This window comes from Paenibacillus sp. HWE-109 (assembly GCF_022163125.1).
Taxonomy (GTDB): domain Bacteria; phylum Bacillota; class Bacilli; order Paenibacillales; family NBRC-103111; genus Paenibacillus_E.
Genome location: NZ_CP091881.1, coordinates 824,021 through 849,222 on the forward strand (window position 1 = coordinate 824,021; position 25,202 = coordinate 849,222).

Below are 25,202 nucleotides of genomic sequence, written 5' to 3' on the forward strand. Positions count from 1 at the left end.
AAATGGAAAGATATTCACCTCAAAGATGTGAAAAAAATGATATATAATTATGTACTTTTTAATATTGAGGTTTTGAGGATGCCCCTGTTAAAATGAGAATATGAATATTGGGGATGAACCGCGTTATGGCCAGGTCGAATATAATTATTCGTCTGGTCTTTCTGAGATTCTAAGAAAGTACAAGTTTTCTTCACTTAATATCGTTGCTAATCAACTACATCATTTGAGGTGATTGTTATGTATAATATTCTGATTGTTGATGATGAGTATGAAATTCGCAATGGTTTAGAGAATTATGATTGGGGATTATTGGGTATTAACGTGATTGGGAGCTGTGAAAATGGACTGACGGCTTTTCAACGAATTTCCGCAGAACCAGTGGATATCCTGCTAACGGACATTCGTATGCCCTTTATGGATGGTTTTGAGTTGATTCAGCACGTCACTCAGAAGTTCTCTTATATCAAAGTAGTTGTTTTGACCGGTTACAACGACTTTTCATATGCAAAACAAGGGATTCGTTTTGGGATATCTGATTACTTATTGAAACCCGTTAACAACACGGATATTAAAGAAGCGTTCAGTAAAATTGTACAAGAGCTGGATAACAAACGATTAATTGATATCAGAAACAAAACGTTGGAACGGAAAGCGAAGCTCACTGCCTATTTTTTACGTCAAAGGTTTATGCAAAAACTTCTCTTCCAGAGCTTAACGCAAGATGAAATTGAGGAAGGGTGCTCAGAAAGTGAGATGATTTTAGAAAGTGGCTATTATGCTATCGCTATTTTGCAACTGGATCGTAAAGAAGAACAAGTTGATTTTTACTCGCACCGTGAGTGGAGTTTAATTTTATTTGCATTAGATAATATTCTTACTGAAATCTGGGATGGTAAAGATCATGGCTATCATTGGATCGATCCGTCTACAGGTAAATGTTACTTATTATGTAACGATCACAATCTTCTTCGTGAAAAAGAGAGTTACGGCCCTTTACTCATGGAAAGAGTTGAGGAGATCACAGATAATTTCCAACGCATTCGTGGACTCTTGTTATCGACGGTATCATCAGGAGTTGGTCCAATTGTAGAGCATGCAAAGCAAATATATTTATCCAGCTTAAGCATTTCCAATGCCATTCATGCAAATAACAATAAACAAATCACACTTTTTGAACCTCATGTCCTTGCCCTGCCAGAAACCTTGCTACCCCAATCGAAAAATAATGGACAAGATATTCTTCTAAAAGATGGATCTTCACAAGAAATCATCGAAGAAGCAAAGCGTTTTATCAATCAAAACTTCGAACGTTCGATCACATTACAAGACGTAGCGGATCATATCCATTTTAATCGGAATTATTTAAGCTCTTTATTTAGAAAAGCAACAGGAAAGAATTATATTCACTATTTAACGGACTGTAGAATGGAACAAGCGATTAAATTGCTGCAGCAATCTACCTATAAGGTTTATGAAATATCCGAGATGGTTGGGTATTCCACTCCAGCTTATTTTATAGATCTTTTTCGTAAACATACGGGTCATACTCCCCATGAATTCCGGTCTATTCAGGACAATAAAGGGGGAATGGACCATTGAAATGGACGCATCGAAAACGAATAATTATCGCTGCGGTAGGGTTATCTTTATGTGCACAAATCCTGATGGTCGGAATGGGTATTATCAACGCTGGTAGGGTAGATCAAGACATTGAGGCGAACTCACGTGCGAAGCTGCTTGATTCTGCCAGCTATAATATTACTACTTATTTAAGCCATATGAACGCTATGCTAAATTATTTGCAATCCAGTGAGTTTGGAGAATATGTTCAATCCTTCCTGACATTCAAAGATCCTTCCATCGAAAAACAAAAGACAGATAAGGTGAATTTGTTACTGAAGCAAATGCGTCTTTCTGACAATTTTATCGATACGATTTATATTCTTGGCAACTATTCGTTTCAAAAACATATTGTGATTCATCAAGATCAAGATCATCTAAATGATGAATACGCACCAAGTACATCAGACCTTGCTCTTGTAGAATTATTGCCTATCTTGCAATATAACCGAAACCATCCCGTTTTTTTCTCACCAGGGGAGTTAACGGGACGTCTTAAATTCTCCGCGACACTGCAGTCTGAACAAAAGGTGGAGATTGAGAAGTTCGCTAAAGCTTTAGAAGGCCGTGTAGTCATCAACGGTGGTGTGATAGACGAAAACCCTAAAGCCTATATGGTTATCATAGTGATGAAGGAGAATTTACTAAGCCGACTGGTCGAAAGCGATCCCTATACTACTTTCGTTTTAAGAGACAGTGAACAGAAGCTAATAGATCAAACCGCCTCCGATAAGGGAACTATACTGAATAGTCAAGTCAAAACGATCAATTCCTCGGGGTTAAAGCTGGAGATGGTTTCGCAGCGGAAAATAGAGAACGCTATGAACAAAAAAGCTTTTTATATGAAATATATTGTATTTTTGCTGATTAATTTATTGGTGACTTTTATGATTACGTTCATTTATTCGCATTACCTCATCCTACCGTTTCGCAAAATGGCTCATCGGATGAACAAACAGCACCTATTCTTTCCGCAGCAATTATTACTCAAGAACAAAGTGGAAAAAGTAGGGATGATCCCCATTTTATCCTTGCGTAGAAAACTCAATATTTTATTTTTTCTAGCGGTATGTATTCCAGCCGTTTCTTCTGGTTTTACTTATTATCAGTTTATTAACCATTATTCGGAACAACAGATGAAACCTTATGTCAAACAAGCATCGCAGCAAGTGAATTTGAATATTCAAAGACAAGCAATCATCTATGAGGAATTAATGAATAAGCTAACGCTTAATCCTACATTTATTAACTTGCTTAATTATCAAAACTTTAACAGTTTTAATATAAAACAAACACCTGATATCTCCTTCATTCAATATTCCGGGATTAGCGACGTATCCTATTTAGTGTTGTATAACCTCTTGGGGAAGCAAACCTATTCAAGTCAAATTTTGGATTATTTCTCAAAAAATATATCTTTGGACAACGAAATAAGAAAGCAGTTGGATAAGTCGAATGCAATTGTTTGGTCCACGAATTTGAAGGATCTCTATAATCAACCAACGGTCTCGTTAATCAAGCAAATTTTTGATACGGAGAGTCCAATACCTAAGCCAATTGGTTATATTCAGATCGTGTTGAATCAATCGGCGTTTCAATCGATTCTTCCAGAGAAAAACGACTATTTGTTAGCTTTGAATTCTACGGGGAATGTGCTTTTTCAGAACGAGTCTGCGAAGAAAATATTAAAGGAAATGATGCAAACTAGAGAGAGGATGCTGCGTCTTGAGCCGGATTCACTTGCATACGTAAATGTGAATGAGGTTCATGGTATGGCAACCGCTAGCCATGTTCAGGGAATGAGTTGGAGTACCTTTTATATGGAAAATATGGAGTCCTTAATCTCACAACGAAAAGAACTATTTGTCAGGTACATAATTGTTATATTCTCGACGATTGTGATTGCCATGATCTTTGCATATGGACTCACCAAGTGGTTGCTCCAATCCTTGGAGCACCTAAAACTAGCCATGGAGCAACAAATTATTGAAGTGAAGATGGAAAAGAGGATTGTATATAAGGAGCGTGATGAAATTAGTGATCTCATTGATAGCTTTAATCGTATGATGGCGCAAATCAATCAGCTGATGGTAGAGAATATTCAGATTGCAGAAGAAAACAGCTTAAGTCGAATGAAGCAACAGGAGCTGTCGTCTTTAAAATCGCAGGCGGAATTAAAGATGCTGCAGATGCAAATCAACCCTCATTTTCTTTATAATACGCTGCAAAGTATTGGGATGCGAGCAAAAAGAGCAGGTGTAGAGGAAGTGGGTTTTATGGTTTATGCATTAGCAGATTTGTTCCGTTATAGCATAAGCCAAGAGGGCCATTTTGTTCAGCTTTCAGACGAGATTAAACACACCAGAAACTATATTGCGATTCAAGAATTTCGATTTAAAGATAAATTCACTGTGGAATGGGATATAACGGAGGAAGCGCTTGAATGCAAAGTGATTAAATTTGTTTTACAGCCACTTGTAGAAAACGCAATATCCCATGGCATCTTAAATTCAATTCGTGAAGGTAAAATATGGATCAAAGCTTCTATTCAACAACATATGCTGATTATTTCCGTTGAGGATAATGGTGTGGGGATTGAAACTCAGCGTTTATCTGCCATATTAGAGCAGTGGAAGTTAGAGGATCTACCCAATTCAGCCCAAGCAGATCCGGAAAGTAAAGGGGGGCTAGGTTTAAATAATGTTTTTTATCAGATGAAATTGGTTTATAACGGGCTAGCCGATATGACCATCCAAAGCGAACCTTTTGAAGGTACGACTATACAATTATTTATTCCACAAGATATGAAAAAAACGATATAGATTCTGTATTTTATAGCATTGGCACAAGTTCTGTTCCCTGCTAAATTATTAATATAAACTGTGGCCGCAGTCAAAATTCGAATTATCAGGGGGATCATACGGTGTCCAAGAAATGGTCAATGCAGATTGCAGCGGTACTCTTATCCTTATCGTTAACGATTGTTGGTTGCAGTAGTAACTCTTCTTCAACGGCTTCGAATGCTCCCGATAAAGGTGTTGCTGGAACAGCAGCAGCAAGCACAAAAAAAGTGACTATTCGCATAAATATGGATGGTGGAGAGCTTTCAAAAGAACAGATTGCGGAGTTTCAAGCCGCACATCCGAACATTACCTTGGAACGGGTCGATATCGATTACAATAAATTGATGGGGGAGATTGCCGCGAATTCGGAAATAACGCCGGACATCATCCGTCTCTATGGCGCTAGTGAATTTCCTTTTTATGCGAGCAGAGGTTTTGCATTAAATTTGCAGCCTTTTTTTAACAAAAGTGAGCTATTTAAAAAAGAAGATCTACTTGATGTCGCTAATATTTTCAGATGGGATGGAAAAGCGCCAGGTAAAGGAGATATTTATGGATTTCCTAAAGACTGGGCTCCTGATTTTAATCTATTCATCAACAAGAAATTGTTTGCGGATGCAGGAATAGCGGTGCCTAGCGATAAAGAATCAATGACTTGGGATCAAGTAATGGACTATGCAAAGAAATTAACAAAGAAACAAGATGGGAAATTCACCCAGTGGGGTTTGTATGATCCTCTAGGCGGTGGTGTTGCCCTGAATCAAGATCTTATGCTTGAACAGTTGGCGTCCCTAGGGAAAACGTTATACAGCGCAGATAACAATAGAATAATTCTAGATTCACCTGAAGCGAAGAAGATCATCAATTATTGGAATGATGCGGTTAAGGCTCCGGTTGGACCAAGCGCACTAAATGCAGAAGCAATGAATTTTATTGATCTCTTCACACAAAATAAATTGGGTATGATGGTTGTTGGATACTGGTTTAGCGGAATGCTCAGAAGTAATGAACTTACGAAGAGCCATTTGGATGATTTTATGATGCTGCCTTCTCCAATAATGGCTGGCGGAAAACGCATTGAGGCTACACGGAGCGGCACGGGCGGAATTATTTATAGCAAAACCAAACATCCTGATGAAGCTTGGACAGTGTTCGAGTGGTTCTTTGGAGGAAAGCCTGCAGATGATCGAGCAAAAAGCGGATGGGGATTGCCTGGATTTAAATCAAAAGTTGCTTTAATTCCTAAGGATACGAACTTTGACAAACAAACTTTTGCTGTGATAAATGATGATTTGAATAATCTTTCGACATTACCGTATAACCCGTATATTTCTGCAACAGCGATGGGGACTATTTTCGACAAGTATATGACGCCAGTATATTTCGGTAAAGATACAGTCGATGGTGCAATCGATAAAATTACGAAGGAAATTAATATTCAAATTAAAGAGAATAAAGATATTGTTGGCGCTAAATAAGTATGCTAAGGGTGGAAGTGATGCAAACTCACTTCCACTTTTATTAACAGGAAGGATGATTGATTAAGATGGGGAAGAGCGAACGAAGAGAAACCAAAGAGTTCTATATCCTAACTTTTCCATGGATCGTGACATTTATTTTCCTATCTCTTATCCCGCTATTGTATGGATTTTATTTAAGCTTTACAAATTATGCCGGGTTTAATTTCGATAGTGTAAAGAGTGTTGGTTTTCGTAATTACAAGAATGTATTTTCGGATAACGATGCCATGTATTCGTTAGGACGATCTTTTTCAGTGGGAGCTTTAAATGTTTTTTTTAGCACGGTTATTGGTTTTATGATTGCCGTATTACTTAATAATAACTTTAAAGCCATAGGTTTTTTTAGGTCGCTTTATTATTTACCTGCGATTTTACCTATCACTGCTGTGGGGTTGATGTGGAAAAATATTTTTTCAGACAATGGGTTATTAAATGATATATTGCATTTTATTGGTTTTAACCAGGTCCATTGGCTGGGCTATGATCATGCTACACTTTCTCTACTAATATTGTTGTGCTGGGGTTGTGGGGGCGGGATCATTATTTATCTGGCAGGCTTGAAAGGAATTTCGCAAGAGCTTTATGAGGCGGCCGCAATTGATGGGGCTGGAGCATTCTATCGTTTTCGAGTGATAACCATTCCGTTAATGACACCTGTCATTTTCTTCAATCTTGTTTTTGGAATCATTAATTCCTTGCAATTATTTGCCCAGACCACCTTACTCACATCCAATAGCGGATTGATGGGAGTTCCCATTCGACCGATTTATTTATATTTAGTTCATACCTATCAACAGATATTTATGTTCCAACGGTATGCGTATGGTTTAGCCTTGCTATGGGTGTTATTTATCATTACGATCTTACTTACCCTGATTATCTTCGGTACGAGCCGATTATGGGTTCATTATGAGACGGGTGATCAGAAAGGAAGATGAGTCATGCTGCAAAATAGAATGGCACGGAAATCTTTATACGCTGTATTACTCTTGTTATCTGTGATTTTTTCATTTCCCTTATACTGGATGATGGTCAATTCGCTTCAGCCGCTTTTTACTGGAGTCACTTGGTTTCCATCTCATCCAACTTTTGAAAACTTTCGTCTTGCGTTTACGCTTCAACCATTTTGGCTGTACTTCAAAAATTCGTGTATCCTTGTACTTATTTCAGTAGGAATACCCATCATAACCAGCTTTTTCTCTGCATTTGCTTTTGCTCGACTGAGAGCCAAATTCAAAGGGATATTGTTTATGATGATATTATCAACGATGATGGTGCCTGCGACCGTTACACAGATCCCGCAATATGTATTGTTTCATGAATATGGACTTTTGGGCACGTATTGGCCGTGGATTCTCGGTGGAATTGGCGGAAGTCCCTTTATCATTTTTCTTTATCGTCAATTTTTTATGAATGTTCCAAAAGAGCTTGATGAAGCCGCTCGAATAGATGGTTGTTCTACGTTCGGGATTATTTTTCGCATCTATATCCCAATTTCTTTACCGGTTGTTGCGACAGCAGGCATATTATTGTTTAACGCGAGCTGGGGAACCGATTATCTAGCACCTTATATGTTTTTACAGGAAAGACAATACCCTCTGGCCACTCAATTGATGCAGATAGGCTATTACCTTCCTTCTGCGCCTACTGTTAGTTTGTTTCAAGTACAGCAAGCTGCTTTAGTTATCTTTGTGTTGCCGATTCTAATCGTGTTCTTATTCGGACAACGTTATTTAATAAGCGGGATCATGACGGGTGCAGTGAAATCGTAGATAAAATATAAAATACAAGGAAATTCGATGCTGGAGTGTGAAGTTATGAAATTAAGTTCTGGGGCAAAGCTGTTGTTTATTGGGGACAGCATTACGGACTGCGGACGTATGGATGATGCAGAAGACATTGGTTACGGATATGTACGCCATATTCGTGATTATTTACAGTTATTCCATTCTGATTCACAAGTGACTGTTGTCAATAAAGGAATTAGCGGCAATACAGTACTGGACCTTCAGGCTAGGTGGCAGGAAGATGTCATTTCACATCATCCTGACTGGGTTTCGATTTCGATTGGAATCAATGATGCTTGGAAAGAGATAGAGATCAATCGATATGAAGAGACTTATCGCTCCTTGATAGTAACGGCCATCGAAAAAGTGGGAGCCAAAATCATTCTTATGGAAACGACTGTGAATAAAGAAAATCCCGACAGTGAAGAGAATCATCAGCTGATTCCATATAATGAAGTCATTCGCAGACTGGCCGTTGAATTCGATGCAGCGCTGATCACATTAAACTCGGGTTTTCAGAAATATCTGCGGAAAGAGAATCCTAGCATTCTAACAGTCGATGGGGTTCATATGAACTCGGCGGGCAACTTGTTTATAGCGCATCATTGGTTGCAAGAGTGTTTGTTAACTGTATAGATAGAGCATGTTCAAAAAGCCAATACCTAATCTAGTTGGATAACCACTTAAATTTATGAAGGGGGGGAAATGAAAAGCAAATTTCGTCGAAGGGAATAATAATTTTTAATAAACGGAGGAATTAACAATGTGGAGATTTAGTAAAGCTACATTAGTAAAGTTTTTGATCCTAACCGTTCTTCTTCTACCAATGGCATGTTCACAGAGCGCTAATGTTTTTGCAAATAATACAACCTATTATGTGAGTACATCTGGGAATGACAATAACAGTGGTAGCAGCACGACACAGCCATGGAAAACCTTGAGCAAGGTAAGCAGTATGACATTCCAACCTGGAGATAAAATATTATTGAAATGTGGGGATACATGGAATAACGAAACGTTAGTGTTACATGGTTCTGGAAATTCGAGTAGCGTGATTGAATTAGGTTCATATGGAACGGGGAATAAGCCTACAATTATTAATAATACTTCGAAAGATGTAATTGCTGGAACAAATTTATCATTTTGGTTAATACACAATTTGAAAATCGGACTTACAACAACCGTTCCAATTGATCAGGTACCAGCTGGGGGGGCTGATAATGAGGAAGTTGGTATATCTTTAATATATGATGGTGTAGGTCCATATTATGGAATGCAGATCAGGGGAAATGAGATTTATGGTGCAAGTATTGATAATAGAACTAGTGGCATAACAGTGATAGCTAAATACTCAAGTAGAAGTACACTTGTATTACAGGGACTCTACATGACAGACAACTATATTCATGATGTAGGAATTAGAGCGATACACACTGCTGGATGGACTGGCTCTGCAAACTTACTATCTACGCAGCTATTCAAAGATGTGTATATTGAAGGTAACACTATTTATAATATTGGCTGTCAAGGCATTATATTGGGAATGGCAAACAATGCATTTATCCGTTGGAACAAGGTAAGCTATGGGGGTCAATCTACAATAAACGTTGGCTGGGGACCTGCTGGGATTTGGCCAATAGAAGTAGATACAGCACAAATAAAATTTAATGAGGTATCTAATCAAGATACGAATGGCTTTAATAATGGCGTTCGATATGACGGAGAAGGAATAGAGTTAGATTGGGATACTCAAAATATTTTACTTCAATACAACTATGTACATGATAATGTTGGAGCTGGCTTAGGGACGATGGCTAATCTAAACAATAAAATATACAACAATAAAGTTTCAGGAAACCAAGGTCTTTCTACGTTAGGTGCAGGGCAAATCGCTGTATCTGACTTTACAGCTGGAACTATGTATGGTGTAAATGGGCTAGATATTCAGAATAACTTAGTCTTCGTAAACACTACGAACACCAAAGCTTTGACCACAAACAATATATCACCTGGTGGAACATGGAATAATAACAATTTTAGTAATAACAATATCGTAATGGGCAGTTCTACAGGGAATTTAGTATACGGAATCCTTAATAATACGAATTTGTCTACTGCAGATAACAATGGAATATACAGCTCAAGTGGAAATTGGTTCGGTGCGTGGAGATATGGTACTTATTATTGGGATTTACCATCGTGGAGGACGGCCACAGGAGGATACGATAACAATAGTAGCACCTATTATAGTGAAACTGTCGTGCCAACAAGTCCTACTCATCTTGATGCAAGCGGAAATTTGGCAAACAACACAGTTTCATTATCATGGTCAGCTTCATCTGACTCCAATAGCGGCGTTAGTCATTATAATATCTATAGATCAACCGTATCTGGATTTACTCCATCCTATATGAATATGTTTGGGGAAGCTACAGGGACTGCATTTATAGATAATATTTATATTACACCAAACACAACCTATTACTATAAGATCGAAGCAGAAGATAAAAATGGTAACGTATCACCGGCAGTTCAAATTTCCGTTACTAAATGGAGTTTTCTTTCAAATATGGGCTTTGAAAATGATGCTCAGCCAACACAAACTCCCGCTGGATGGAACACTTGGACAGACAATAATAGTGCTGATGCAGATTATACGAATAATTATCAACCATATAGCGGTAATTATAGGCTAGAGCATTATAGAACAACCGCATATAGGGTGTTCACTTATCAAACTCCTACTGGTTTGGTTAATGGGCTATATACTGTAAGAGCACGGGTTGCGTCCAGTGGAGGTCAGAACGCATCTCAGATGCAAATAAAAAATTATGGCGGCGCTGATATTTATTCAAATATTACGGGCGGTGCATGGAATCAAATTGTAGTGACGAATGTCAATGTTACAAATGGACAAATATTAATTGGTTTTTGGTCGGATGCGAACGCTTACAATTGGATTACAGTTGATGATGTTGAACTAATTAAACAATAACGATTACCTGCGTTCCGTAAATGTTAAATGCAATTTGATTGAACAGCTGACGCTCCGATTATCGAAAGATGATCGGAGCGTTTTCTTTGTGCACTTTAGTTGGATGACTTCGCCAATCTTGCCTCCAGTCTGTATTTACCAGGTGTAACGCCGGTTTCTGACTTGAATATTTTCGTGAAGTATTGTACCGTATCGCAGCCGATCTCCTCAGAGATTTGCTTGATCTCCAAATCTGAGTTGGTCAGCAGAGCAATGGCCAGCTCAATCTTTTCTTTCCTTACATAACGACTAAAGGAGAGGCCGATTTCGTTGTTAAAAATACGTGACAGGTGGCGACCAGAAACGTGTAAATAATTCGCGACAGTTTCCAGATGGAGATTCTGCGAGATATTGTCCTCGATAAATTGGCGAGCTTGATAGAGTAAAAATGAAGAGGTATGACGCGATGGTTTGCTTTTTGCAGCAGATCTCTTAACGGAATGATCTGAAAAAGAATCGCAAAGCGTTAAAATCAGTGTGTGGAGCAAGTTGGTAAAATAATCTTGTGGAAGCAATATTTTGTTGGCAGAATCGCCATAAATCATTCGCCATAGTATAGCAGCATTCAGACTATGGCAGTCTGAGAGAAACGTTTTTTTGGATGTTTTTAAACTTTCATAGATGCGGATACCCTCGTCAGAAGATTCGGATCCGATAACATCGAATCCTAACCAAAGGACAAAAGCTCCTTTCTCGCTTGTTAAACTATGCCATAGGCCAGGCCGTGTAATGAACATGGTTCCGGTTTCGACTGGGTATGCTATGCCGCTTTCCGTATAAACGGCTGATCCACTTAGGATATAACAGATTTCTATAAATGAGTGTCGATGCACATGGTTTATTGTGTGATCAGCAAATGCTCCAAAGGTCTGCATAAAGAAGCAAATGTCTTTTCCTGGTAATTTGGTGACGTATTGGTTTAGGACCAATTGGTTTTCGAGATAGACAATATCTACCATAAATTCCCCCTATTGATTGGATGAGCTAAAGGAATGTCTAACCTGATTATACTACAATAATGTCCGATTAGTGTAAAGATAAGTCTCTTTCGAATAATGACGATTGATGTCTTTCAGATTAGACTTGATTCATAGGCTGACAACATCAAATCAAAGTGTAGAAACGAGGTTTTATAGCGTGGATGCTAGTTGGCGAACTTCTACCTACAAGGGCTATCTTAGCATTATCGGTGAAAATAGCCACATTCGTACTGAAATTGTTCCTGAACGGGGAAGTAAATTGGTTTCCATTATTTATAAGCAGACGGGACGTGAATGGATTTATTCGACAGACATTTCTTGGAGCAAACCGTTGCATTACGGAATGGCATGGGAAGAAGCGGATCGTTCCGGCTGGGATGAATTGTTTCCTACCATTTTACCGTGTCTGTGCCCGGACGATTTTTATAAAGGTCGAGAACTTCCCGATCATGGAGAATTATGGAGTTTGCCTTGGGATTATGCAATCGGGGGAAGTACAGCTGAACTTTGGGTGAAAGGCGTACAAATTCCTTATGATTTTAAAAAAACATATCGATTGGAGGGGCCTGAGCTTCACATTCATTACGAGCTGCATAACCCCACATGCCATGCTTTCTCTTATATATGGGCTCCCCACTGCCTGGTAAAGATTGAAGAAGGAATGAAGCTTTCCATGGGAAATCCACATTCAAATATTCTGATGCTACATTCGCGTATGGAACGATTTGAACCTGATGGAAGGGTGGATTCTTATCCGCTTATAAAGCTGAGCGGCGGTAAATCGATAGATTTATCGGTTGTTGAACCCAAATTAAATTTGCACGCAGAGAAATACTGGTTTGTTGATAGGCAAATACGGGGTGAATTTGAGATAAAAACTCCGCACACACAGGAGTCGCTCGTGATGATATATTCTCCTGAAAGCTTACCTTATCTCGCTGTTTGGACAAATTATGGCGGATACTGGGGAGATTATAATCTGGCTATAGAGCCGTCCACTTCTTATTTGGATGATGTGGAAAGCTCATTTCACACAGGAAAAGTAAAAACGATAAACGGAAACGGTACAGAAAGCTGGAATTTAAAAGTGTTACTAAAACAGGGAGGCGTTCATCAATGAAAATATCTTCGATTGAAATTATTCATGTACTACCACGGTTTTCTTTCCTAAAAATGACGACGGACGAAGGGATCACAGGGTACGGCGAAGCCATTGTGGAAGGCAGATCAAGAACGGTGGAAATGGCCGTTAAAGAGCTTGAGCCACACTTAATCGGTCAAGATCCCCGGAGAATTGAACATTTATGGCAAATGATGTACCGCGGAACCTTTTACCGCGGCGGTCCCATTCTCACCAGTGCAATAAGCGGTTTGGAACAAGCCATGTGGGATATCTTGGGCAAGTCTCTGGGAGTTCCTGTTTATCAGCTCCTAGGAGGACATGTGCGAGATCGAATTAAAATGTACAAACATATTGGCGGAAACACAACTCAGGAGCTTTATGAATCTGCCAAAAATGCAGTTAATGAAGGATTTAGGATGGTGAAAACACCAGTTGAAATGGCACACATTCTAGAAGCACCAGCTTATCTGTTGAGGCAAATGGAACGTATCGAAGCCGTTCGTGACGCCATTGGCAACGAAGTGGATCTCGCGATTGATTTTCACGGACGTGTCAGCCCTGCATTAGCTATCCAGCTGGTTAAAGCCTTTGAAAGGTTTCATCCCTTATTTATTGAAGAACCATGTTTGCCGGAAAATGTCGGTGCGATGGCGATGATAGCTCGTTCAACCAGTATTCCGATTGCGACAGGTGAAAGATTATTTACGAAATTTGCGTTCAGAGAGGTGCTGGAGAAGCAAGCGGCGGCGGTGGTGCAGCCTGATTTGGCCCACTGCGGCGGGATCATGGAAGGGAAGAAAATAGCAGCAATGGCGGAAACCTACTTTGCGGCGTTCGCCTCGCATAATCCATTAGGCCCGATTAATCTCGCGGCGAGCCTGCAGTTGGCGGCGAATGTGCCCAATTTTCTTGTGCAAGAATATGTATCACTAGGTGAAGGCTACCTGAAGAAACCGTTCGTCATTCGAGATGGCTATATTGATCTACCCTTAGAACCTGGACTTGGAATTGAAATTGATGAAGAGGCGTTGGAGGACAAAATCTATTCAGGAAATTTTGACCTGCCTAGAGAAATTCATCCAGACGACCATTCTGTAGCAGATTGGTAAATAGGCAGGCAAAGGAGCATAACGATGAATTTGGAAAATAAAGTAGTACTTATCACAGGTGGAGCAGCTGGAATTGGAAGAGGGATAGCCGAATGCTTTGCCAAGGAAAAAGCTAATGTTGTCATTGCGGATTGCAATGAGGAAGATGGCATGGCTACGAAAGTATTCTTAGAAAGCTTGGGTGTCGAAGCCCTATTCGTTAACATGGATATCGCTGTAGAACTAGATATAGAAAGGGTAATTAACATGACGTTAGACAAGTGGGGGCAAATTGACGTGCTTGTTAATAATGTGGGCACACACTTGTATAAACGATTGACGGAAATTAAAGGCGAAGAGTGGGACCGCTTAATGAATGTGGATTTAAAAGGGTGCTTTATGATGTCGAGAGGCGTTCTTCCTCATATGATAAAACGAAAGCAAGGCAGCATAGTGAACATCTCCTCTGTTCATTCCCATATTTCAGGTGAAAATTTCACGGCTTATTCGGCTGCAAAAGGCGGAGTTGTTTCCATGACTAGAAGTATGGCCGCGGAATATGTGCCTTATGGCATTCGTGTGAATGCTGTCTTGCCAGGCTGGACTCGAACCAAAGGCACGACAGAGGAGCCGCTGTCTAAGTATTCAGATGATGAAAAAGTTAATGTCCTCGCTAAATGGGGGAAGGTAATTCCCATCGGACGACTTGCGGAGCCTGAAGAAATTGGACACTCTGTTGTGTTTTTGGCAAGTGAGAAGGCTTCCTATATTGTAGGTGCATGCTTAACCGTTGACGGTGGATTAACAAGTACCATTCATTTAAATACAGGTGAGTGAAAATAAAAAAAGATAGTACAGAAAGGGGGAATGAAGTGAAATGGTAACACATCCCTTAACTACATTATCGAACATGGTTATGGAAGATGACGAGATTGCCTGGCTTTGGTTAGGTCAAGCTTCGTTTGCATATCGATTCGGCAATACTGCAACGATACTGGTCGATCCATACTTATCGGGGGAGGTTGAAAATTCAGGGTTACTTACCCGTATTTGTCCTGAATATGCACGTCCAGAGGATATCGAAGGTGATTTGATATTGGTCACACATGACCATCTCGATCATTTTGACTCAGAAACGGTTCATTATGCGGTAGAAAAGGCTGGAATACCTATTGCGGGTCCAACTTCTTGTTATGCTCACTATTTAGCACTGTCGCTGCCTACTGAGAAATTTACGAGAATTGACCGAGGAGAATCTATGCAATACAAAAATATTCTGATCAAAGCTGTTCTGGCCCATCACCCATCTGGGGATAACATCTGGGATTCAGTGGGTTTCTTAATAGAATTCCAGGGCTGGAAAATATATCACGTTGGTGATTCAGAGCTTACTGCTAATCTAAGTTTGGAAACTAGCGGTATTAAACCCGACATGCTGGTTGTTCCCATTAACGGAAAGATGGGGAATATGGATGCAGAAGAAGCCGTCAGTCTCGTGAGGACCACCGAAGCCGCTCTAGCAATACCCATGCATTTTGGTATGTTTCAAGAAAACACATGCAATCCTCATATTTTTTCCAAGCTTGTTAAGGAAACATGTCCCGATTCCAAAGTTTGTATTCCAAATCCATTAGAAATTGTTGAGGTGCAGCGTGGAACAGTACAATGAATGGCAGACCGTAAATGAATGGATTCGCAGAAAAATATTTCCCCCAGGTGAGCAGATGATGAGCATGCTAATCCACTTTAAACAAGGAGGATCAGGTCCTGCTCATCAACATATCCATGAACAACTCGGCTTTGTCATTTCGGGGAAAATCAGGATGGAAATTAACGGACAATCTGCGGAATATGGCGCAGGTCAATTGGTTCATGTTCCAAGCAACGCTGTACATTCAGTTGTTGCCTTAGAGGAGACACAATTGTTGGAGACCTTCACGCCTTTGAGAGCGGATCTGCTCTTGAAAGAATGAAGAGTCAGGGATGAGCCCGTAATCCCATTAGAGCGACCGGATTCTATAGAAAATTCAACAGGAGAGAGGATGTATACCATGAAAATAACGAACATCGAGAGCTACATTTTAGGGAATCCGTGGAAGAATTGGTTGTTTGTTAAGGTGGAAACGAGTGAAGGAATTACAGGTATTGGTGAGGGAACCTTGAACGGGTTTGCCAAAACAGTTGAGGCCGCAATTCACGAATTAAAGCATTTGGTGATCGGGATGAGCCCTTATGACGTCGAAACGATTGGTTTACGAATGGCGAGGGACGTCTTCTCGGATGGGGGTCAAATTCAAGGTTCCGCTTTGGCAGCAATTGAGACTGCGTGTTGGGATATCATGGGAAAAGTCGCAAATCTGCCGCTTTATAAATTATTAGGGGGGCGCTGCCATGACAAATTGCGCTGTTATGCGAATGGCTGGTATCGCGGAGAAAGGACACCGGAAAACTTCTACGAAAAAGCAAAAGTAGTCACCCAAAAAGGGTATACAGCTTTAAAATTTGATCCATTTGGAGCCGCGTGGAGAATAGTGGAACGGGATGATTTCGAACTGGCTTTGCGCAATATTGCCGCAGTACGAGAAGCCGTGGGTCCAAGCGTAGACATTCTCATAGAAGGTCACAACCGTTTTTCTGTTCACACCGCTTTACAGTTTGCGGATGCGATGATGCCGTATAAACCAACTTGGTTTGAAGCGCCTGTTCCGCCGCATCGAGTATCTTCCATGGTGGAGGTAGCTAAACGGAGTCCAGTGCCTGTCGCTTGCGGCGAAGATTACTATTCACGTGAGCAATTCGCTGAACTGCTGCAGCATGATGCGGTACATATCATTCAACTGGAGCCGCAATTTCTCGGGATTTCTGCCTCCAAGCAAATTTGTGGGATGGTACATGCACATAATGGCGTTACAGCGCCGCATAGCGCGCAAGGACCGGTTTGTTCTGTGGTATGCGCGCACTTGAATATGGCCACGCCCAACTTCTATCTTCATGAAATTTTTGATGAATTTAATGAACCTTGGGAAGAACACGTCTTACTGCCTGCCTTGAAGGTTGAGAATGGTTATTTACAGCCGCCGGAGCTTCCGGGATTAGGTGTTGAATTGAATTTAGAGGAGCTTCAAAAGCATCCGTATCATGCAGGGAATTGGCTGCCGCTGTTTAAACAAGGCTGGGAAAAGCGGGAAAGAAACTAACCAAGGAGGCACAGAATATGACTGAAAAGATGAAAGCATTAGTATATGAAGGTCCACGGATGATGACGATCAGAGAGGTTGAAATCCCTGCTCCTGGGGATGATGAACTGTTGATACGAGTAGAGAAAGCAGGGATTTGCGGTTCGGAATTAAGTGGATATACAGGTCATAATTCTTTGCGTAAGCCGCCGTTGATTATGGGACACGAATTTTCTGGCATTATAGAGGAATCGGGAAGTCGTGTAACACGTTTATTAAAAGGCGATAGGGTTACGGTGAATCCACTGATTTCTTGCGGTGTTTGTCATGATTGTCGGACGGGTGCAGCGCAACTATGCCAAACAAGAAAACTTCTTGGCGCGCATATACCAGGTGCTTTTGCTGAATTTATAGTGGTTCCGGCAGCCAGCACATACAAACTGGATGATCATATTTCCTTGGAGGAAGGAACATTCGTCGAACCTTTTGCCTGTGCGGTGCATGTTTGCCGTTTGTTGCAGTTAACCACTACGGATCGCTTAGTTATTTACGGAGCAGGCCCTATCGGATTGTTTACGCTGCAGGCCGCTCAAGTGTATGGGCTTCGAGATATTGTCATTGTCGATTTGAATACGTCTCGATTGGAAATTGCACAAGAACTTGGCGGAATCGCAGTAACCGGATTAGATAAGCTGGAAGATTCGGTCAAAGGCTGTAACTTTGATGCTGCGGTCGATGCTGTGGGGATGGAAGTGACCCGAAGCAAGTGTATAGAGGTCGTTCGGCCTGGCGGACGCGTTATTTTCACCGGTTTGCACGAAGCGGACAGCAAGCTGCCGATTAACCATGTGATTCGCAATGAAGTCCAAATGACTGGTGCGTTTGCCTACTCTCCCCATGATTTTGAAGTAGCCTTGCAATGGATTGGTGAAGGACGAGTGAATTTAATGCCGTGGACCCTAACCGCTCCGCTTGAAGAAGGAAGCGCCTGCTTTGAGAAGTTAATTTCTGGTCCTGGAAAAGTCGCGAAAATAATCTTAAATTTAAGATAATTATACGAATATATTTGGAGGGTTAACTATGAAGCTGCTACAATTTTATCATTTATTAGATGCCAATAAAACTGTACAAGTTGGGGTTTTAATTCGCGAATCAACCGTTATTCAATTGAATGTAAATGGAAATATGCGTGACTTTATCAGTAATCTTGCCTCTTCCACAATCTGCAGAAAAGATATAGAGCAGCAAATCGAGCATGCCAAGGTGATATACGAGCTTAATGAAATAAAGCTGTTATCCCCTTTAACCAATCCAGAAAAAATCATTTGTATTGGACTGAATTACTATGATCACGTTATTGAATCTAAAATGGAGGTACCGAAGAAACCCGTGCTTTTCCCTAAATACAACAACTGTATCGTTGGAAATAATGATATTGTCTGGATACCCGAAGAAGTTCAACAGTGTGATTACGAAGTAGAACTGGCCGTTGTGATCGGCAAAGCAGCAAAACAGGTACCCTTAGAAAAAGCGATGGACTATGTATTCGGTTATACGGTTTTGAATGACGTAAGTGCTCGGGATATTCAATTGAATGAACCGCAGTGGACTCGTGGCAAAACGATCGATACGTTTGCCCCAATGGGGCCCTGGATCGTAACAGTTGACGAGATTCCTGATCCGCAACAACTATCTATTTCTTTAACTTTAAACGGGAATGTCATGCAGTTATCAAATACAAAAGAGCTGATCTTTAACGTGCCTTATTTAATTTCGTTCCTATCGAATACCATTACGTTGCAACCGGGGGATATCATTAGTACGGGCACGCCTCCAGGAGTCGGAATGGGCAAAAATCCGCAGGTATGGCTGAAGCATGGTGACGTTACTGAAGCAACAATTGAAGGGATTGGCACATTACGTAACAGGTTCATATCTAGAAAATAATGCGCTTGCAAGCCAATTGGAGGGAATATGCTATGAGTTGGCATGATAAAGTAGTGATTGTAACGGGAGGAGGAAGCGGCATAGGTCAAGCCGTTTGTCTTCAAGCTGCCAGAAAAGGGGCTCGTGTTGTTGTCGTAAATCGAACAGCGGAAAAAGGGGAGCATGTTGCCCAATTAATCATCGACGAAGGGTTTGAAGCGATTGCACTGCAGGGCGATGTTTCCTCTGAAGCGGATATCCAGAGAGTCGTTGCGGAGACGATAAGCAGATACGGAAAAATTGACGTTTTAGTAAACAATGCAGCGGTGTGCCCTCAGGTGCGATTGACGGAATTATGCTTGGAACAATGGAATCATGTTATTTCAAGTAACTTGACCTCTGTATTTTTATTTTGTAAAGAGGTGATTCCTCATATGCTGCAAGCCGGCGGAGGCAACATCGTCAATGTCAGTTCTGTTCATGCCTTAGGTACATTGGAAGGCTATTCAGCTTATGCAGCCTCCAAAGGAGGGATCGTATCTTTAACCCGTGCGATTTCGCTCGATTATGCCAAACAAAATATTAGAGTCAATTCAGTTCTCCCTGGGGCTGTCCACACGCCTATGCTAGAAGCCAGCATTAAGAATTTGGATACGCCAAAGGAACAAATTATGAATAGCTGGAAAGAGTCCCAACCTATGGGTCGTGTGGGAACCCCGGATGAAATCGCGGAAGTGATCCTTTTCGCGGCAAGTCAAGAAAACTCATTTATGACAGGGGCCACCTTGGTTTCTGACGGCGGCATGACAGCAGAATTGTGACGAAACGAAGTGGATGATAGGATTTTATCGTTTTTCACCTAATCTAAAATCAATGGTTGGTAGTCATCTTTCTAAAAGGAAGGATTCTATTTACGTTGCTTCGTGTCCATAACCTCAAAAAATTCGATAACACAGGGGAAGATTTGGAAGATTTGATCTCCATCTGGACGATCGGACTGATTAAGGCAATTGAATCATTTTCGCCGAATAAGGGCACGAAGCTGGCGACTTTTGCAGCACGTTGTATCGAGAATGAGATCCTCATGCATCTGCGCTCCTTGAAGAAAACACGTAAAGACGTATCCTTGAACGACCCGATCGGAACAGACAAAGAGGGGAACGAGATTACGCTCATCGACATCCTCGGCAGCGAGGCGGACGATGTGGTAGATGCGGTACAGCTGAAAATAGAGAAATCAAAGATATATAAGAATTTGGAGATATTGGATGAGCGGGAGAAGGAAGTTGTGGTTGGGCGGTTTGGATTGGAGTTAGGCGGGGAAGAGCGGACGCAGCGGGAGATTGCGAAGGAGCTGGGGATTTCGCGTTCGTATGTGTCGCGGCTTGAGGAGCGGGCGCTCATGAAGCTGTATCACCCCCCCTTCTGATCAAGGAAAATAAAGTTCGTTAGTGGGTGTTCACTTTTGTGAACACCACTTTTTTTACTATTTGGGGTTCGTTATTAGTTAATTAATAATAATAATGAGGAGTTATAGACTTGCTGCGGCGGGCATTAAGCTAACGGGCAGTATACCATGGAAGTTGCTTAGAAAAGATAACTGCTAAAGAAGCAGGAAAAACAAGGATATTGCCGAAAATGTTCACCTAATATTGGAATTTTAAGGAGGGATATTTATTCATTCTAATTTAGACTTTATCATGAATGAAATGAAAGGTTTTCAGAAGCCTTGGTTTATAGCTGGTGGTTGGGTAGTCGATATTGCATTGGGTAGAGTAACAAGAGAGCATGATGATATCGATATTTGTATTTACCGTGAGGATGTTAAAGAAGCTCTTCGGTATTTCGAAGGATGGGATATTAAAGTCGCAGTACCAGGTGAAAATAGACTTGTTGACTATGAGCAGTTAAACGACTTATCACTGCCAAGATACTGTCTACATCTTTTCAGAGAAAAGGATTTTATAGAAGTTTTGCTTACTGAACGTAAAGAGAATAACGTTCTATTCCGAAAAAATAAAGAAATAACGATGAGTATAACTGATTTTGCCCTCAAAGATCGTGATGGTAGACCTTATGTTAATCCTGTATGGCAGTTGCTGTTTAAAAGTTTGAGTCCAAGAGACAAAGATAATGATGATTTCATCAGTTGTCTTTCGATTATGAATGATCAGCAGAAGCAATGGCTCACAAAAGGATTACGTATAATGAAGCCTGAATCAAAATGGATACAGAGACTTTCGGTTTGACTAATTAACTTGACCATTGCGCTAACGCAGAACGATAGTTCAATCAAAACAAGGAACAGTTCTACCACTGAACTGCTCCTTGCTTTTATTAAACCATTGGGCCGAAAATCATGGTATTTTTTGGATAGAAATCCTTTGCATAGGAACGTATATCTGCTAATCTATGAGTAATAAATCCTGTGCGAAGGGGAATGAGCATGAGCGAACAGACAATGGGTGTGCAAGTTGAACATAAGAGATTGCTGGGAAAAACGATCCAGGTTAGGCTCGTCTCGGATCTAAGAAAATCGCAAGAATATTACAGGGATATGCTCGGATGCAGAGTTGATGATTGGGGACACGCTGAACGGGATGACATGATATTTATACTACAGCAGGCAGCATCGGTCGAGGATATTAAACCGAATGTGGCTTCCAAAAAACGTTCAAATTACCCGACCGAGTGGGAAGGTCCGGAATATGGATGGGACACGTTTGTACATATCGGATGGGATGACCTTGATACTTACATAGAAGAAGTGCGTGGGAAAGGCGCAAAAATCACAATCGAACCGTTCATTGGTTCACATGGTGGCTCGGAATTTAAAAATGCCTATTTGCTGGATCCGGATGGTTACAGCATCGTCCTTGGCGCAATGCGTATAGTAGATCCTAGTCGAGTTACAGGTATCTAACTGTTGCGTTAACGAAGAAAGTTGAATAAACATTAATAGAAGAAGCTGCTGGTACGATCGGCAGCTTCATTACGTTAACGGGCAGTTTAATTGAAGCAGGAAATCACCAAATAAAAGAAGAACTAATGATTGAATTCACAAAATTTCCAATGGAGGAATCACATTTGGAGCAAATTGTTCAACACAAATTATATACTGTTTGTTTGATTGTAAATGGCGATAGAATCTTGTTAATGAACCGCAAACATGATGATTACAGTGGTTATATCGCACCTGGAGGACGCGTTGAGTTCTTCGAGAGTCCAATCGAAGGGGCAATTAGAGAGGTTAAAGAGGAAACTGGATTAATGGTTAAAAATTTAAAGTATAAAGGACTCGCAGAGTACATTAACCCTTTCAAGCCAGAACGGTACATGATTTTTAATTATATAACATCGGATTTTAATGGCGAACTATTACCTGACCATAAAGAAGGTAAATCGGAGTGGATTCATATCAATGAATTGGACTCGGTTCCTATGCAAGATTCATTTAGAAGAAGGCTGCCGCTTTTTTTCGATGATTGTACATTTGAAATTCATACGACTTGGAAAGAAAATCGACAATACGATGAAGTTATAAGAAGAACATAGACCTTCTTCATTAAGAAAAAAAAGAACTAACCGTTCCGCTAACGGGACACTTTAGTTGAATAAGCGCAACAGGAGAGGGCAGCCGTCTAAATGGAACGGCTGGTTTAACTCAACTAACGGGCAGGATACTTCCAATATGTGTTAATATTGATATGTTATATATCTGCGTTGAAAGAGGTAATCCTGATTGAAATATATCGAAGTAGGAATAGGAAATACATGGATTGTTAGAACGGAAACCGAGTTGGAGGATGGGTCTGAGGTTGAGCAAAAGGGTATTATAAAGCCTATTATATTTTACTCTATCTATCTAAGATTATGGATTGGAAAAACCGTTTTCATTTGGGATTCAAAAGAAGGTATCAAAAAAACGGCCAAACCACGAAATACATTTAAACTTATACTGGGGTTAACAAGTTATCTAGCCGATGATGATGTTAAACCTAGTAGTGGTTAACCTAACGGGTAACTATAGTTAAATCAAACAGGGAGTAGCCATGACAGCTGCTCCCTGCTTCTATTGAGGATACAGATATCTTCAATTTGAGTAACTTACAAACGGGAAGGATAGTTCAAAATTTTTACGAATACCTAAAGTATGGGATTTTTGCCAAGTTCGTAAATATACCAACGTTATCTGAAAGAGTTGAGAACTTAAATAAAGTACAAATACCTAAAAGGAGATTTAAAATGAATCTGAACCATGAACTTTTTACAATGTGCATGATTTTGAAAAATGATAAAGTTCTCTTAATTAATCGACCCAATAAATTGGGCTTTCCAGGTTACATCGCTCCTGGAGGAAAAGTTGATTATCCAGAAAGTATAGTTGATGGAGCAATACGTGAAGTAAGAGAAGAAACAGGTCTAATTATCAAAAACATTATATATAAAGGATTAGCGGAATATTGTGAACCAAAAACCGGACTGAGGTCAATGGTATTTAATTACTTAGCTACTTCGTTTGAAGGAGAGTTATTACAAAACCCACCTGAAGGAGAATTGCTTTGGATAGAAAGGGAGAAGGCAATAGAATTGCCAATGCAAGACTGGTTTAAGAGCAGATTTCCATTATTCTTTAAACAAGGAACTTTTGAAATAAGTTCAATTTGGGATAAAGACAATAATTTAACAATAGGGAAAACTGAGAAACATTATTTAGAGGTTGAGTTCGAAGAAGCCGGCTCAATTAGCTGACACCGCTTTGGGGCATACATTACGCTAACGGGTAACGATAGCTTCATCTCGGCAGGCTGCCGTCACTGATGGCAGCCTGTTGAAGTAATAGGCAGATTCAGCAACAGAAACGTCCAATCGGGTGGGGGAGCGGTCGCATATCCTTTAGGAAAAATAACGAAAGGATGAACTGACTATGAGCAGAAACATTTCCGGCTGCCCGCTGCCAAAGCCGATCACTCTGACGGCTCGACTTGCCCCGTTTGTTGGCAAGATCGTTACAGTCGTTACGCCCGGTTTAATCCGGACAACAGGGGTGTTATCAAACAACTCAGCGAGCGGTTTCACAGTGGGGACCTTGCGGGTGCCGTTTGCAACATCGTTCTATATCTTGCTGCCGGTGCGGGGGAGGCCGCTCCTGCCGTTCAATGTGAATGCGAGGGCTGAGGATCTAGGCGAAATCGGAGGACAGCTTGTGCAAGTCGGCCGCAACTTCGTAGAGTTAATACAGTCACGCGGCAGTGTGTCCACGTTGTTTCCACTGAATTTGTTTACAGAGGTCCACTGTGAGCCTATGGGAGATGAGTAAGTTGACCGGCGCTTGCCTAGGGCAGGCGCCGTTTTTTATGGCGAATTGATTGAACTTCATTCACCTTTAAGTTAGCGGATAAAGGTTATCACCAACTTAATTGCATGTTCGCATACTGATCTAAAAGTACATTCCCAAGCCATAGTGAATAGCATAGTTAATATTTCTGTGAAGGGAATGAGCAAAATGAACTACGTTGGATATATGTATCCATATCCATACTACGTTAACATGCCAATTTATAACTATGTAAGACAGCCTCTATACTGGGTGATTCCACAAGAAATTGAGCATACAAACCTATTTGGTCATCGGCAGTCATCAAACAAGGAGAGTAGAATTGAGTTAAAAGATTTTGGAAGAGCACCATTTGTTGTGAATATTAACGAGGCTACAAAGCAAAACGGTACATTTCGCACTGCCATATGGACAGGAAATAACTTACAAGTTACTGCGATGAGTATTAATGTTGGAGAAGACATCGGTTTAGAAGTTCACCCCACAGTTGACCAATTCTTGCGTATTGAAGAGGGGCAAGGTATAGTTCGCATGGGTGATACTAAAGATAATTTAAATTTTGAAAAAAGAGTTTATGATGGTTATGCAATCATGGTACCTGCGGGTAAATGGCATAATGTAATAAATACGGGTAATAAACCACTTAAACTTTATTCTATCTATGCCCCGCCTCAGCATCCATTTGGTACGGTTCATAAAACGAAAGCAGACGCAATGGCTGCTGAGTAAAACCATAAACTTACAGACATACTCCATAAAGATAAAAT

25 protein-coding genes are annotated in these 25,202 nt (G+C 40.6%); 24 read left to right on the top strand and 1 reads right to left on the bottom strand.

Annotated elements, in window-relative coordinates; genetic code table 11:
* The first annotated feature begins 237 nt into the window (after positions 1–237).
* The 7 genes from LOZ80_RS03565 (at position 238) to LOZ80_RS03595 (ending at position 10,765) form a co-directional block, all read left to right on the top strand.
* Positions 238–1,599 (top strand): response regulator transcription factor, encoded by a 1,362-nt coding sequence (locus LOZ80_RS03565; protein WP_238170125.1) that lies wholly within the window; start codon positions 238–240, stop codon positions 1,597–1,599.
* The gene (locus LOZ80_RS03570) at positions 1,596–4,442 is read left to right on the top strand and encodes a sensor histidine kinase (RefSeq protein WP_238170126.1); all 2,847 of its coding nucleotides are present in this window, start codon (positions 1,596–1,598) and stop codon (positions 4,440–4,442) included. The genes LOZ80_RS03565 and LOZ80_RS03570 overlap by 4 nt, the downstream gene beginning before the upstream one ends.
* Before the next feature lie 101 nt (positions 4,443–4,543).
* On the top strand, positions 4,544–5,941 hold the full coding sequence (locus LOZ80_RS03575) for an extracellular solute-binding protein (RefSeq protein WP_238170127.1): 1,398 nt from the start codon (positions 4,544–4,546) through the stop codon (positions 5,939–5,941).
* Between the two features lie 68 nt (positions 5,942–6,009).
* Positions 6,010–6,921 carry a carbohydrate ABC transporter permease gene (locus tag LOZ80_RS03580; RefSeq protein WP_238170128.1) on the top strand — a complete coding sequence of 304 codons (912 nt, stop codon included), beginning with the start codon at positions 6,010–6,012 and terminating at the stop codon, positions 6,919–6,921.
* A gap of 90 nt (positions 6,922–7,011) precedes the next feature.
* Positions 7,012–7,755: a carbohydrate ABC transporter permease gene (locus LOZ80_RS03585; RefSeq protein WP_283214776.1), complete on the top strand. Its 744-nt coding sequence runs from the start codon at positions 7,012–7,014 to the stop codon at positions 7,753–7,755.
* Positions 7,756–7,800: 45 nt separating this feature from the next.
* Positions 7,801–8,406, top strand: coding sequence for an SGNH/GDSL hydrolase family protein (locus LOZ80_RS03590; RefSeq protein WP_238170130.1), 606 nt, complete (start codon positions 7,801–7,803; stop codon positions 8,404–8,406).
* Positions 8,407–8,533: 127 nt separating this feature from the next.
* Positions 8,534–10,765, top strand: coding sequence for a fibronectin type III domain-containing protein (locus LOZ80_RS03595; RefSeq protein ID WP_238170131.1), 2,232 nt, complete (start codon positions 8,534–8,536; stop codon positions 10,763–10,765).
* A 95-nt stretch (positions 10,766–10,860) separates the two neighbouring features.
* Here LOZ80_RS03595 and LOZ80_RS03600 read toward each other — a convergent pair whose 3' ends face one another.
* On the bottom strand, positions 10,861–11,763 hold the full coding sequence (locus LOZ80_RS03600; protein ID WP_238170132.1) for an AraC family transcriptional regulator: 903 nt from the start codon (positions 11,761–11,763) through the stop codon (positions 10,861–10,863).
* A gap of 178 nt (positions 11,764–11,941) precedes the next feature.
* Between LOZ80_RS03600 and LOZ80_RS03605 the strand changes: the two genes are divergently transcribed.
* The 17 genes from LOZ80_RS03605 (at position 11,942) to LOZ80_RS03685 (ending at position 25,164) form a co-directional block, all read left to right on the top strand.
* Entirely contained in the window at positions 11,942–12,904 is a 963-nt protein-coding gene (locus LOZ80_RS03605) for an aldose epimerase family protein (RefSeq protein ID WP_238170133.1), read from the top strand.
* Positions 12,901–14,016, top strand: coding sequence for a galactonate dehydratase (gene dgoD / locus LOZ80_RS03610; protein WP_238170134.1), 1,116 nt, complete (start codon positions 12,901–12,903; stop codon positions 14,014–14,016). The genes LOZ80_RS03605 and dgoD overlap by 4 nt, the downstream gene beginning before the upstream one ends.
* A gap of 24 nt (positions 14,017–14,040) precedes the next feature.
* The gene (locus LOZ80_RS03615; protein ID WP_238170135.1) at positions 14,041–14,832 is read left to right on the top strand and encodes an SDR family NAD(P)-dependent oxidoreductase; all 792 of its coding nucleotides are present in this window, start codon (positions 14,041–14,043) and stop codon (positions 14,830–14,832) included.
* Positions 14,833–14,872: 40 nt separating this feature from the next.
* Positions 14,873–15,664 (top strand): MBL fold metallo-hydrolase, encoded by a 792-nt coding sequence (locus tag LOZ80_RS03620; protein ID WP_238170136.1) that lies wholly within the window; start codon positions 14,873–14,875, stop codon positions 15,662–15,664.
* Positions 15,648–15,968, top strand: coding sequence for a cupin domain-containing protein (locus LOZ80_RS03625; protein WP_238170137.1), 321 nt, complete (start codon positions 15,648–15,650; stop codon positions 15,966–15,968). Before LOZ80_RS03620 ends, LOZ80_RS03625 begins: the two co-directional genes overlap by 17 nt.
* 78 nt (positions 15,969–16,046) lie before the next feature.
* Complete coding sequence (locus LOZ80_RS03630; protein ID WP_238170138.1) at positions 16,047–17,192, top strand: mandelate racemase/muconate lactonizing enzyme family protein; 1,146 nt, start codon at positions 16,047–16,049, stop codon at positions 17,190–17,192.
* 17 nt (positions 17,193–17,209) lie between these two features.
* On the top strand, positions 17,210–18,223 hold the full coding sequence (locus LOZ80_RS03635) for a zinc-dependent alcohol dehydrogenase (protein ID WP_238170139.1): 1,014 nt from the start codon (positions 17,210–17,212) through the stop codon (positions 18,221–18,223).
* Between the two features lie 28 nt (positions 18,224–18,251).
* A complete protein-coding gene (locus LOZ80_RS03640; protein WP_238170140.1) occupies positions 18,252–19,118 on the top strand; it encodes a fumarylacetoacetate hydrolase family protein in 867 nt (288 codons plus the stop codon).
* A gap of 32 nt (positions 19,119–19,150) precedes the next feature.
* Positions 19,151–19,918, top strand: coding sequence for an SDR family NAD(P)-dependent oxidoreductase (locus tag LOZ80_RS03645; RefSeq protein WP_238170141.1), 768 nt, complete (start codon positions 19,151–19,153; stop codon positions 19,916–19,918).
* Positions 19,919–19,974: 56 nt separating this feature from the next.
* Positions 19,975–20,526 (top strand): RNA polymerase sporulation sigma factor SigK, encoded by a 552-nt coding sequence (gene sigK, locus LOZ80_RS03650; protein ID WP_238170142.1) that lies wholly within the window; start codon positions 19,975–19,977, stop codon positions 20,524–20,526.
* Between the two features lie 271 nt (positions 20,527–20,797).
* Positions 20,798–21,346, top strand: coding sequence for a nucleotidyltransferase domain-containing protein (locus tag LOZ80_RS03655; protein WP_238170143.1), 549 nt, complete (start codon positions 20,798–20,800; stop codon positions 21,344–21,346).
* A gap of 197 nt (positions 21,347–21,543) precedes the next feature.
* Complete coding sequence (locus LOZ80_RS03660) at positions 21,544–22,020, top strand: VOC family protein (protein ID WP_238170144.1); 477 nt, start codon at positions 21,544–21,546, stop codon at positions 22,018–22,020.
* Positions 22,021–22,184: 164 nt separating this feature from the next.
* Positions 22,185–22,652 carry an 8-oxo-dGTP diphosphatase gene (locus LOZ80_RS03665; protein WP_238170145.1) on the top strand — a complete coding sequence of 156 codons (468 nt, stop codon included), beginning with the start codon at positions 22,185–22,187 and terminating at the stop codon, positions 22,650–22,652.
* Positions 22,653–22,839: 187 nt separating this feature from the next.
* Complete coding sequence (locus tag LOZ80_RS03670) at positions 22,840–23,109, top strand: DUF3977 family protein (protein ID WP_238170146.1); 270 nt, start codon at positions 22,840–22,842, stop codon at positions 23,107–23,109.
* A gap of 233 nt (positions 23,110–23,342) precedes the next feature.
* Positions 23,343–23,849 (top strand): 8-oxo-dGTP diphosphatase, encoded by a 507-nt coding sequence (locus LOZ80_RS03675; RefSeq protein ID WP_238172887.1) that lies wholly within the window; start codon positions 23,343–23,345, stop codon positions 23,847–23,849.
* Between the two features lie 175 nt (positions 23,850–24,024).
* Positions 24,025–24,417: a hypothetical protein gene (locus LOZ80_RS03680; protein ID WP_238170147.1), complete on the top strand. Its 393-nt coding sequence runs from the start codon at positions 24,025–24,027 to the stop codon at positions 24,415–24,417.
* Between the two features lie 186 nt (positions 24,418–24,603).
* Entirely contained in the window at positions 24,604–25,164 is a 561-nt protein-coding gene (locus LOZ80_RS03685; protein WP_238170148.1) for a cupin domain-containing protein, read from the top strand.
* Positions 25,165–25,202 lie beyond the last annotated feature (38 nt).